Annotated in this window: 7 protein-coding genes; all 7 read right to left on the reverse strand. The window is 49.2% G+C overall.

Translation table 11 applies throughout. The features are described from left to right. Positions 1 to 84: 84 nt before the first annotated feature. Positions 85 to 1,935, reverse strand: coding sequence for an ABC transporter ATP-binding protein (locus IEW26_RS00965; protein ID WP_188591027.1), 1,851 nt, complete (start codon positions 1,933 to 1,935; stop codon positions 85 to 87). Next, on the reverse strand, positions 1,932 to 3,704 hold the full coding sequence (locus IEW26_RS00970) for an ABC transporter ATP-binding protein (protein ID WP_188591028.1): 1,773 nt from the start codon (positions 3,702 to 3,704) through the stop codon (positions 1,932 to 1,934). Before IEW26_RS00970 ends, IEW26_RS00965 begins: the two co-directional genes overlap by 4 nt. A gap of 407 nt (positions 3,705 to 4,111) precedes the next feature. Beyond that, on the reverse strand, positions 4,112 to 7,786 hold the full coding sequence (locus IEW26_RS00975) for a dynamin family protein (protein WP_188591029.1): 3,675 nt from the start codon (positions 7,784 to 7,786) through the stop codon (positions 4,112 to 4,114). Positions 7,787 to 8,178: 392 nt separating this feature from the next. Further along, on the reverse strand, positions 8,179 to 8,451 hold the full coding sequence (locus tag IEW26_RS00980; protein WP_110894196.1) for an NAD/NADP transhydrogenase alpha subunit: 273 nt from the start codon (positions 8,449 to 8,451) through the stop codon (positions 8,179 to 8,181). A 2-nt stretch (positions 8,452 to 8,453) separates the two neighbouring features. After that, on the reverse strand, positions 8,454 to 9,170 hold the full coding sequence (nth, locus tag IEW26_RS00985; RefSeq protein ID WP_188591030.1) for an endonuclease III: 717 nt from the start codon (positions 9,168 to 9,170) through the stop codon (positions 8,454 to 8,456). A 98-nt stretch (positions 9,171 to 9,268) separates the two neighbouring features. Beyond that, positions 9,269 to 12,007, reverse strand: coding sequence for an S-layer homology domain-containing protein (locus IEW26_RS00990; protein WP_188591031.1), 2,739 nt, complete (start codon positions 12,005 to 12,007; stop codon positions 9,269 to 9,271). A 73-nt stretch (positions 12,008 to 12,080) separates the two neighbouring features. Continuing rightward, entirely contained in the window at positions 12,081 to 12,761 is a 681-nt protein-coding gene (locus tag IEW26_RS00995; RefSeq protein WP_111271350.1) for a GerMN domain-containing protein, read from the reverse strand. Positions 12,762 to 12,780 lie beyond the last annotated feature (19 nt).

The following is a 12,780-nucleotide window of genomic DNA, read 5'->3' on the forward strand; positions in this document are numbered from 1 at the left end:
AGAGAAACCCATGAGGCTGAAGTGTCTGTTTATACTAGCTATACTCCAACTGCTTGTTCATGTTTCTGTTGTTATTTCGATCTTTTAAAGAAACCGGTACTGCGCTTCAATCAGACCGTTGTATACGCCCTGCTTCTGGATGAGCTGCTCATGATTGCCTTCTTCCTTGATCTCCCCGTGATCCAGCACAATAATGTTATCCGCATTGCGAATGGTAGAGAGTCGGTGAGCCACCATAAAGGAAGTGCGTCCCTGGAGCAGCACCTTGAGTGCCTCCTGGATTTTCAGCTCGGTTTCTGTATCAATGCTGGCTGTGGCTTCATCCAGGATCAAAATTCGCGGATCAGCGAGCAACGCACGGGCAAACGACAGCAATTGCCGTTGTCCCATGGACAGCACGTTACCACGTTCTTCAACCTCCGTGTCATATCCACCCGGCAGCTTCATAATAAATTCGTGAGCATTGACGGCTTTGGCGGCTTCCTCTACCTCTTCATTGGTCGCATCCAGCCGTCCAAAACGAATGTTGTCGCGAATGGTTCCCGAGAAAATAAATGTATCCTGCAGCACAATGCTGATCTGACTGCGCAGGCTCTCAACCGTTACATCGCGAACGTCATGTCCGTCGATGGTCAGACGCCCGCTCGTGATGTCATAGAAGCGGCTGATCAGATTGATAATTGTACTTTTCCCCGAGCCTGTGTGACCTACAAGCGCAATGGATTGCCCGGCCTTAGCCAAAAAGCTGATGCCTTTGAGCGCCTGTCTTCCTTTTTCATATTCAAACACCACATTGTCGAACACGATATCCCCTTTAATAGAAGGAAGCGGTCTTGCACCTGGTTTATCCGCGATATGCGGCTTCTCATCCATGAACTCGAAGATACGCTCGGATGAAGCCATCGCCACCAGCAGCTGATTGTACATCTGTCCCAGACGGTTGATCGGGTCCCAGAAGTTGCCGACATAGTTGGCGAAGGCAACCAGCAGACCCACGGTTAACATTTCATTCTGGATGAGATGTGCACCATACCAGAACAGTATGAGTGTGCCGAAGCCGCCTGTAATTTCAATTAACGGACCGAATCCCTGGTTCATGGCGGATGCTTTGTCCCAGGACTTCTTGCTGGACATATTCATATTGTCAAAGTATTTCATATTTTCTTTTTCCTGCGTATACGCCTGCGTTACCCGGATGCCTTGAATGGATTCATTCAAGTGGGAGTTAATTCTGGAGTTCTTCATCCGCACATCCTGCCACGCCCGTCGAATCATGACACGCAGCTTGGTGGATATAATAAACATGATCGGTACCGTAATAATTACAGCCAGCCCCAGCTTCCAGTTGATAAGCAGCAGAATAACGATAATGCCTAGCAGCTGCACACAGTCGATCATGACATTGACCGCACCGTTAGTAAACAGATCCTGCAAGGAGTTAATATCATTCGTTACACGCACAAGCACTGAGCCTGCCGGCCTTTTGTCAAAAAAGTTAAAGGACAGCTTCTGAATATGCTTGAACAAGTCTGAACGAAGATCATAAATAACCCGCTGCCCAATGACATTTGTCAGCTTGATCCGGTACGTATTAGCCGCCCACTGAATGATATACAGCAGCAGGATTGAACCTGCAATCAGATACAGCAGTGTTACGCTAGGCACTCCGCTTTGCGGCGCAATCGCTTTATCGATAGCCAGACTGATGAGAAACGGTACGGACAATTTCGTAATCGTTCCCAGAATCATCATCAGAATAACGAGCGGCAGCAGCTGCTTCGCATACGGTTTCATATAGGCGAACAATCGCCCGAATTCTTGCCAGTTAAACGGTTTTTCAATAACTTCATCATCCTGATAAACAAATCGTTCATTCATTTTCGGATTCGAGGTCCCTTTGACCTCGCGCCTGTCTGTTATCGTCTCGGCACTCATGAGTTCACCTGCTCCCCAGCCTCCCGCTTGCCGCGGGCAATGTAGTCTGCATATTGAATGTTATACACATCCTGGTACGGTCCAGGCACCTGAATAAGCTCTGTATGTTTACCGCGCTGGACAACGCGTCCTTCATCAAGTACCAGAATCTCGTCGGCATGACGCAAGGATGAAATCCGGTGGGCAATAATAAATGTTGTTCTCCCGCGCATAACCTCTTGAAAGCCCGACTGAATTTCGTGTTCGGTTTCCATATCCACCGCGCTGGTTGCATCATCCAGCACAAGAATTTTCGGATTTTTGAGCAAGGCCCGGGCAATGGCAATCCGCTGTTTCTGACCACCGGACAGCCCCATGCCGCGTTCGCCCACGACCGTATCGTACCCTTCGGGAAACTCCATAATAAAGTCATGCGCCTTCGCCAGCTTGGCAGCACGGATAATCTCATCCATCGTGACATTTTTCAGTCCGTAGGAGATGTTATTGCGAATGCTGGAAGAGAACAGGAACGTTTCCTGGAACACGGAAGCAATCTGACTCCGCAGGCTGCGAATGCCCATATCCTTAATATTTCTTCCATCCAGCTTGATTGCGCCTGAATTAACGTTATACGCTCGCATCAGCAGCTGAATAATGGTCGATTTACCAGAGCCTGTTCCGCCAAGGAAACCGATTACAGAACCGGGCGGAGCATCAAAATTAATATCCGTTACTGCTGGCATTTTGTTTCCGTAAGCAAAGGTTACTGATTCAAAAGTCACATGACCTCTGACCTGCTCTGATTCCACAATCACCGGGTCTTCTGTCTCTACAACGTCAACAGGGGTATTCAGCAGCTCAAGCACCCGCTCACCGGAAGCCTTGGACTGTGTATAGTTATTGATATGAAACCCGAGTCCCCACATCGGACCAATTATGTACCAGATCAGACTGAAGAAGGCAACAAGTTCACCCAGGGTCAGTGTCTGCTGAATAACCATCCTTCCACCAACTACGAGCAGCAGTACAACACTTACCGATGCCAGGATCTCCATGACAGGAAAATAACGGCTCCATAATGTTGCAGCATGAATCTGATTGGTTTTGTATCGTTCATTCCGTGTGGAAAACTTCTCCACCTCATAAGGCTCGCGTGCAAAGGATTTAACGGTTCTTACACCTGTAATATTTTCTTGTACCGCTGTAGTCAGCGAGCTTAGAGCCAGTCTCATCTCCTGAAAAGCAGGGTGAATTTTGGATTCGAATCGAAGCGCAACGAAGGCAAGCAGAGGAATGCAGACAAGGGTCAGCAGCGTTAGCTTCCAGCTCATCGTCATCATCATAATTGCGCCGAACACGACCATTAGAACCATGTTGAGAATCTGGGCGAAACCAAATCCGATAAAGTTACGGATGGCCTCCAAATCTCCCGTGAGGCGGGACATCAGATCACCTGTTTTGGCCGTATCATAATAACGGAAGGATAGAAATTGAAGCTTTTCATAACATGCATTACGCAGGCGGTAGGCCAGATAGTTACCGAGACGCCCACCAAAGAAACCGTGTAAAAATTGCATTCCCGCTTTCAAAATAACGACACCTAACACCGTCAGGGCAAGTATGGGAACGTCTTCAAAATTTCGTGGAACAATGACATCATCAATCAAAATTCGCAGCAGGTTCGGGTAGACCAATCCAAGTGCGGTCGCTAAGGCGAGGAACAAGATTGATACCAGTAAATACGTTCGCTTCTCCCAAAAAAAGGTTTGCAGTTGCCTAAGAACATCCATGTTTCTCCTCCTCTGATGTTGCATTAAATGATATGAACATTTATGAAGTTTATCACCGTCCCCCATTCGCGGCAAAGCGAATAATAGACCATATTCAGGCTGCTTTCAGCTTATTATCGCATTAACGGAGACCAATACCCGACTTTCAATCAAATGTTTGAATATTCTCTATATTTCAGGTTGGTCATACCAAAAAAAGGCTCCCTGTATGCCTTTACAGCGGGAGCCTTTTTGAGCGTGTTTTTGCAACATTTTCAAAGTATTTTGGAAGTTCTCATTTATTTTACAAACGTTTCCATAATCACGACCATGTTGGCTGAAAAAACCTTGTCACAGGACAGGCTATCAATCGCGCACATTTACCCGTCATTAAAACGAAGTGATGCTATTGAAGCATCCATGACCTCTTATTCCTGCATCTGTTCCAGCTGGGCCGACAAAGCGGCCCACTGCTCTGCAGGAATTCCACTTTCGAGCGTATCCTGCAGTCCGCTAATCGCTTCATCCAGCCGCTCGGTGAGTTGACGCGCTTGATGCTGCACCGACTGGCAAACCTGTGTATCGTAAAATTGAATCAGCTTTTGTTCCGAGGCAGGCAGCGCTTCAATAATCATCTGCTTGAGCACAGGATCAAGCACCTCCTGAAGGCGCTGGCGCCCATCTCCTTCAAAGAACTGCTTCGGATTACGGAAGTAACTCCAGTAGTTTTTCCAACCCGACGGTTCCTCCAGCCGGATTTCCTCCAACACCGGTGTGCTCCATTTCTCATCCAAAGTTAAGGATAAATCAATGCCGCTGGTCAGCTGCTTCACCTCATCAATGCATTCGGTGACTTGCTTGGCAACCCATGCCTGCCCGGTCTGCTCCAGTCTCAGTGTCGTGGCAAGCAATTCCTGCTCAAGCTCGATCCCGATCATACGCAGCAGTTCCCGGCCGCATGCGGCAAAAGCCGTTTTCAGATTGCCCTGATCCTCCCGCAGCACCGACGGATGGAACGCCTCAGCCATAAACTGACCCAGTCGGAACGCAAGGCGTTGTCTGACATGGAAGAGCAGTTCATTCGTTTCCTGTGTCAACTCATCCTTCATCGCCCGCTGTGCCAAGCGCTGAATCCGCTCACGTGACTGCCCGGAGATCGTCTCCAGTTCATTCCGCCGCTCACGAAGTTTTTCTTCTCCCTGAGCTGCATCTTCCGCGCGTTTGTTCAAGCGCTGGATGACACGTGCCAGCTCCTCGGAAGCTCCACCTACTGCAAGATCAGCCAGCTCCTTGCCCGCAAACTGGTTAAACTCCTCCTCAAAACGAATGAACCCGGATTGCTGCAGCAGTTCTGCATTGCCATCCATCTTGCCTTCCATCGCCATAATGCTGGATACCGGGAACAAACGAGGGGAACGAATGCCGTTGCTTCGCAGCTCTGTACCTACGTGCTCCAGCACCTGTTCCAGCTCTTCATCGGAAGAGGACAGGTCGCTTGCATTGACAACAAAGAACATCTGATCCATCGCAGAGCTGTCCTTGACCCGCCCCAGCTGATTCAGAAACTGTCGATCTCCTTGAGAGAAGGCATGGTTATAATACGTTACGAAAATGAGCGCATCGGCATTTTTCATATAATTAAACGTTACGCCGGTGTGGCGTGCATTCACGGAATCTGCCCCGGGTGTATCCACCAGCACAATGCCCTGTTCGGTTACATCACAGCTGTAGTATAGATCGATGGAATCAACAAAACAGGATTTCTTCTCGTTCGCTACAAAATTGCGATATCCGTTCAGATCGACCAGCACATCCTGACCCAACTGATCCTGCGTCTCCTGCCACCCCGCAGCAGCGGCTTGCAAAAAGCTGTAATGCGGACGTCCAGCCGGATGCACATCCTGCGGTGTCAAGGCTTTCACACGCTTCTGCCATTCTGCGCCAGGCTCGCCAAGCCCCAGCAGGCGGAAGGAATACGCCAGATCCTCCTGGAAGGCGTCCCGGGTCTTCATGCGGACCCGGGCTGTACCATGCTGCGCGCCGCCAGCCGGAGCCATGATGCGGTTGATCGCCGCTGTCGTTGGATGCGGCGATACGGGTAAGACGGCTTCGCCCAGCAAAGCGTTGGCGAAGGAGGATTTACCCGCGCTGAACGCACCGAACAGCGCGAGTGTGAACGTGCCGCCCGCAAGCGAAGCTGCGCGTGCACGCAAATCCCGTACCGCCGACCCCATGGCGGGGTACGGCTCCACCAGCGCAGCAGCGGCTTCCAGCCGTGCCGCTGCTGCGTCCAGGCGCCGGCGGCGTTCCGCGCCAGCCGCCGCCGGTGCGCCCTGCGCCGCTGCTGCGCGCGGCGGCGCAGGGGCCTGCGTCTGTGGCTGCGCAGCCACAGACGTGGACGTGCCCGCCTGCGGACCGGGAGCTTCGCCCGGTCCAGGCGCGGGCACGTGCGGGCCCTTCACCTCCGGCAACAGCCCGGAGGTGAGGGGGCCCGCAGGAGGCAGCAGGCTGCGCAGCACTGCTGCCTCTTCGGCGGCGGCGCGCTGGAGCGCCGTGTAGCGCGCCGCCGCCGCGGACTGCGCCAGCAGCGCTGCGCGGCTGGCGTCCAGCGCCTGGAGCGCGGCTTCGCCTTGCGCAGCCAGCGCTTCCAGGATGTGGTCGGCCAGCGCCATGGCCGACTTGCGATACCGGGCCTCGATCTCGCCCCGGACGTCCTTGCTGAATTGCATCACATACTCAGGCGACAGCTCTGCACTCGCACTTCGTTTCAGTTCAAGCAATTCCTCATCGATTGCAGGCAGCTCTGAATTCAGTGCCTGCTCCCACTCCGCGCCCCAGATTTGATGGGCTTCACCCAGCTGTCTGAGCATCGTACGGACATGAACCTCAACTTGACTGGAGGTTTGATCCTGCAGCAGTCTCACCAGTTCCGAAGCCCGGCGCTGCTTTTCCTGCTCCGTCTTGCCGCCGGAGAAGAGCAAGCCTACCCGGAAACCCGGCTTGCGGCTTTCCAGATAACTGCCTGCGGAAGTACGAATGTCCGCCGGAGTAAGATTGGCATTTGCCAGCAGCGAATCAAGCTCTGCTCTGAACTTTTCGCGTATCCGCGATGGTTTGGCCTGAATCTCGGCAGCTTGTTCATCCAGATACGCCAGCTCCTGTGACAAACGTTCAATGCCTTCTTGCCCGCCAATCTCCTCCAGCAGTGCATTTTCCTCATCTTCTCGTTTTCCCGCCTCACGGGTCAGATGCTGCTCCGTAATATGACGAGCCGAGCTAGCCAGACTGTGTGAGATCAGCTCTTCTTTGCTCTTCATCATCTGGGTAATCAGTTCGGGGAGCTGCTTCCACTGATTATATCGATGCTGCTGATCCCGCAATGAGGTAAACAGCAGACCATCATAACGCACTTCCCATGCTTCGAAAATCGCTTCTACGCCTTGCACGTATTGTTCAAACGAGAGCTCTCGCTCCCGGTGCTTATCAATCTGGTTTACGATCAGGAACAGCGGCTTGCCCCAGTCGGACAAACTTTTCGCAAAAGAAAGATTGGTCTCCGACTGAACGTGATTGTAGTCCATCACATAGAACACAACATCTGCCAGATGCAGAGCTGAATGTGTGGCCAGGCTGTGCCCGCGATCGGTTGAATCTACGCCCGGCGTATCCAGTAACACGGCGTCGTCCTGCAAAAGCGGGATATCATCCCATACTTCTATAGAGCTGTATGCGCCGCCATTTTTACAATACGCCTCAAGCTCTTCGGGTGAAACCTCAAGCGTGCCTTTATCATTATTGTCAGCGCTTACGCTTGGAGATGTATAAATAAGTGCTCTCGGCTTGCCATTGCGGATGGCAACCACATTTGCACTGGTTGGCACAGGGCTGGAGGGCAGCACCCTTTTTCCGCACAAGCTGTTAATCAGACTCGATTTGCCTGCCGAGAAATGTCCGCAGAACGCAATCGTCAAATGTTTTGTTTCCGCCTTGCTGATTAAATCCGTTATTGCCTCTACAGCGGTTTGGTCCCCTGTCTTCTCCATTGCTTCACGCAACGGGTTCAAAGGTGTGGCCATTTCTGCTGGAAAATCTGTTCTGGACATGACTGGCCTTCCTCCTGGCTCCTCTAATTTGACATCCATATCGACGTCAATCTCTGTTATATCTTATTTAGTTTAACATTATCATGTTTGAATTTGAACGTTTTCACTTGAATCTGCATGTAGATGAATTCCAGATCAATATCATTGCATTACGAGATCATTTCTGCCAGCAATCTGTTCTTAACACAATGTATGTACTATCTGTGGTATGGATAAAAAAATAAAACCGATCATGTCGGTTTTAAAATTTTGTACTATAATTTCCGCATAACACGGAACGTTCATCATCAAAAAACTGACCGCATGACATACCATCCTCATTTGCATACACAATGGAACGGTCGTGTCACGGCAGCCAGGTTCTTGATCATAGGTTTTAGACTAAACAAAACTTAGGATACTGCATTCTCCATTTCAGGCAACAAAATTTCGAAAACCTGACCATGCTGCAAAATCGTAATGTTTCTGCCTTTGTCTCTCATCACAACCACTTCTGGTTTCGTGGACATACGCTCCAGATAATGTTCAGGCACATCACCAGAGTGACTTACAGTGATACCTTCAACTTCTTTTTCTTCATTCTCAGCCATATCCTGTTCAACGATCTGTTCAAAAATATCGGAGAAGGCTTCAAAGTTGTCAGTGTACACGGAAATGCATTTCATCATTATTCATCCTTTTCTGCTGTTGAATTTAACTTTCGTTTTCGGGGAGTTGCACGTTCCTTATCTTTCCTGATCTGGGACGTTTTCATACGTTTTTTCCCTTCCCGGCATATGTCCAGTAACGGACAGATATGACACTGGGGAGATTGAGCCTTGCAATGGTAGCGTCCAAAAAATATAAACCGGTGATGAGTTATAGTCCATTCATCCCGAGGTACGCGCTTCATCAGTTTCTTCTCGACTTCAAGTACGGAGTCATCCCAACCCGCTAGCCCAAGTCTCTTCGAAACACGTTCGACATGGGTATCTACAGCGATCGCCGGTACTCCAAACGCGTTTGATACAACGACATTTGCGGTTTTGCGGCCTACTCCTGGCAAAGTGACAAGCTGATCATGCTCCTGCGGCACGTCACCGCCATACTGCTCTATTAAAATTCGGCACATGTTCTGGATATGCTTGGCCTTGTTTCGGTACAGCCCGATTCGACGAATATCCTGCTCCAGCTCTTCAAGAGAAACCGCCAAATAATCTGCCGGACTTTGGTACTTTTGAAACAAATCCGCGGTGACCTTATTCACCGTTTCGTCTGTACACTGCGCAGACAGAAGCACCGCAACCGTTAGTTCAAATGCATTGCTGTGATTTAATTCGCAATGTGCATCAGGAAACATGGCTTCCATTGTTTCGAGTATATGTCTTACCGTCGCTGCATTCATGAAGAGCTACCTCCCAAAAAGCTTGCAAAAAAAACGTCTTGATGCGGGAAAGATCCCGTATCAAGACGGTCATTCTTTTGATCCTCGAAAAGAAACGATTACTGTTTTTGAATCTCAAACACAACATTGTTCAAGAGATACAATACAATATTATCATTATCTCTGAGAGATTGCACGCTTAAAGTGTTGTCACCCTGGTGAACAAATACGCTTGAACCCAGTGCAAAACGATAATTGGTGTCCGTTGTCGTTTCACGTTTAACCAAAATCTGGTTTCCTACGCCATCATAAGACCAGAACTGTTTGCTCATGACAGTAAGTACCCGAAAACGTGTGGAATTATCCGTATCTTTGGTCATTTCCACACGGTCACCCACTGTCAGGTTACTTAAAGAGGTTAATGTCGAGCCGGATTTCACAACTTTCACCGCTCCCGAGATTGCCACTTTTTCTGTCGAACCGTTGAACTGTTTCAAGGTTACAGAAGAAGCATCTACCGCTGTCACTTCAGCAAGTGTACGTTTAATGACTTGAACCGCTTTTGGTGTTACTCCTTCGAAGGTCACATTAATGAGACTGCCTGTAACCAATTGTGCAGAAGTAATCGTTTGTCCATTTTCATCCGTTAACACCGCTTGGTCCACGTAGAATTGACTCGTAAGCAAATCAGCCTTCACCCGAACTCGGCCATTCGTTTCCACACCTGCAACTTCAAATTGAGCCACCGATTTGAGCGCAATTTTCTGTACCACGTCCTGATTCGATCCAAGAGTAACAGTAACATTGTCACCAATCTTCAGATCAGACAAGCTCGCACTGGATTTATTATACATTTCAACTGTTGGAACTGTTGTATATGGCACAGTTATTGTTTGACTGCCGGATAACAAGCTAATTTTTCGATTAGCAGTATCTATACTTGTGAACGTTCCCTCGTACTTGTAAATGACCTTTACAGACAATGCGCGAGTTCCTACATAAGTCAGATCCAGCTTGCGGCCATCATTCAGCAGAGATTCCAGTCCTGCCAACGTTGGTTTGGCTGCGTTATAGTCCATTTTTGTCTTTTCATCAAGCGTAAACACATACGGTTTTTTATTGGCATCCAATACCGTGAGCAGTTTTGTTTTGCTGTTATAGGAGACAACCGTAGCTCCATTCAAAGGCTCCATCTGACGGCCAATGACCTGAATGCGTGTCACCTGATCATCGCTGTTCAACGTAAGCTCAACCTTGTCGCCATTAGTTGCATCTGTAATCAGATCATTCAGCGTTGCATCCTGAATGCCGTTAATGATCACTTCCGGCTTCTCAATCAGAAGCTTGGCTTCAAGAGAGCCGCCATCTCGTTTGAATGTTACCGTAGACTGATTGCCACCGATCTCAACAAGCGTTCCACGAACGGATTGCTCAACCCCTTGAGCAAGCTCGATCGTTTGCAGCACACTGTCTTTTACCGTATATTTCACTGAGCTTCCTGCCTTCAGATCAGACAGAGACAGAATACGATTTTGATAAAGGATAATCAGACTATCATTGTACGTGTACTGTTCTGTTGCTCCGGCTGCATTGACCAGTTTGATCGTTTTGCCAGAAGTCTGTACTTCCGCAATCACACCGTTATCGCTTTTGTTTACGATGCCGGATTTGACCCGGATCACCACTGTTTTTTTGTCAGCGGAGAATGTCTCGCGCTGCACTTCAATAATGCTATCCGCCGTTATGTCAGACAATTTAATGGTATTGCCATTTTGATCGATAAATGCTGTGTTCTCGTCGTAACTGTAGGTTTCATAATTTTCGCCTACGAACAAGCCGATTTTATTACCTGACAGCGAACGCGCAAATGTACCTTCAATGCTCTCCACTTGAGGATTGGCATCAATAACCTCAACGTAAGAGGCACTACCCGATGAGCCTACAACCAGCACTTTGGTGTACAGCTTCACATCCGATGCAGCTGCTCGCGTTTCACTATCCTTGGTAAAATAAGGGGTGCTGCTGTTCACTGCATAGTTAACGGCCTTGCCATCAACCACCAGCGTGATCTGCCCGTCTTTTAATCCGGTCACATAACCTGTTGCTGTGTTCGGATATTTCGTATCCGTTAACGATTCCCCGCGGCTGAAAAACGTCGCGAGCTGCGCACGGGTTACAGAACCTGTCGGATTAAACTTGTTGCCATCCAGGCCTTTGGCCAGATCCAGACTAACAGCCAGATTTACATACCCTTTGGCGCTGTCGGAAATGCTTGCATTGTCCGCAAAACCTGTAGACTGATTATTTTGAGCTTTTGCTTCAGCATCCTTGTTAAGCGAGCGAATCAACAATTTGGTGATCCATTCACGTGTTGCCGGCTTTTGGCCCCATGTCGTTTTGGACACATCTGTAGCCGCTTCTTCCGTTTTATCCACGAGTCCCAGTTGAAGTGCGAGTGCAACATATGGCTTGAAGTAGTTGCCTACTTCCATATTTGTCGGTAATGCCGCAGCCGTGCTTGTGTTCAATTGGGATTCTGCATTCATGAAACGGATAGCCATCGTTATCGCTTCCTGCTGCGTTACCGCGTCCCCTGGACGGAACAGACCGTTATTACCGAGAAGAATGCCTTGGTACGCCAGTTTATATACATGTTTCTCGGCCCAAAATCCGGCCTTGATGTCACTGAACAAACCCGCCGGTGCAGCCGTGCTGTTCGCTGCCGCACTTTGACCCGGTCCTGTCTGTGTTGAGTCTGCCGCCATCGCAGCTCCGCCCGAGCTCAGGGCCATCATGCCTGCAAGCACGACAGATGCCACTTTTTTAGAGTGTGATGAATGGTTATATTTAAAAGTCACCTATGATTCCCCTCTCTCATATAAAACGATCTAGTTCCGTGTCCACGGTATGGTAACACATTAGAAGCGTAAACTAGTTGGATCTTGTCATTGGATGCTCGAGATCCACATGTCCCATCAAGCTTTCAGATGATTTGCCGTCAACCAGCAGATCAAGTGATTTCACTTCATCGAACTGGAAAAATGTTTGTTTCAGGGCATCCAGCGCGAATACCTCGCCACCTGCACCAAGACGTGCTGTATCTGGCATATGAATATCCAGTGTCAGTGCTCCATCCTTGAACTGAACGGATTTCAGCTCAATATCTTTGGACCAGAGTGGAACAAGCTTATCGTCTTTGCTTTGCTGTAAGGAAGCAAAAGCCGCTTTGTATTTTTCATCATCCGATGCAAATGCAATTTCAGCTGATGCCTTGTGCAGCTCAAGCTCCTCCGGATCAGTATAGAACACTTCAATGGACTTCTGCTGTTTGTTGTCCGTTTCTGAAGGCTTGTCCGTCGAAGTTCCGCCTTCTGAACTTGTTCCCTCAGAACTTCCATTTGTCGGTGCGGATGGTGTTGTATTTTCCTCGGAATCCGCCGTTGCAGGATCAGTAATAACCTGACCATCTACCTCTGTTACGCCGGTTCCTGTTTGTGTCTCTGTTCCCGTACCTTGTGTCTGGCTCGGAGCAGCTGTCGGTTTACTGCCACATCCAGCAGCTATAGCCATTACGGTTACCAGCAAAGCTGCGATCCATATTTTTTTGTTCATTCTAACTCCGCCTCCTCAG

It is taken from the genome of Paenibacillus silvae, assembly GCF_014639235.1.
Classification (GTDB): domain Bacteria; phylum Bacillota; class Bacilli; order Paenibacillales; family Paenibacillaceae; genus Paenibacillus; species Paenibacillus silvae.

Bases quoted from the DNA above. Each gene is read 5' to 3' on its own strand.
- IEW26_RS00975 (WP_188591029.1), bottom strand. From the start codon at position 7,786: ATGTCCAGAACAGATTTTCCAGCAGAAATGGCCACACCTTTGAACCCG.
- IEW26_RS00980 (WP_110894196.1), bottom strand. From the start codon at position 8,451: ATGAAATGCATTTCCGTGTACACTGACAACTTTGAAGCCTTCTCCGAT.
- IEW26_RS00965 (WP_188591027.1), bottom strand. From the start codon at position 1,935: ATGAGTGCCGAGACGATAACAGACAGGCGCGAGGTCAAAGGGACCTCG.
- IEW26_RS00970 (WP_188591028.1), bottom strand. From the start codon at position 3,704: ATGGATGTTCTTAGGCAACTGCAAACCTTTTTTTGGGAGAAGCGAACG.
- IEW26_RS00995 (WP_111271350.1), bottom strand. From the start codon at position 12,761: ATGAACAAAAAAATATGGATCGCAGCTTTGCTGGTAACCGTAATGGCT.
- nth (WP_188591030.1), bottom strand. From the start codon at position 9,170: ATGAATGCAGCGACGGTAAGACATATACTCGAAACAATGGAAGCCATG.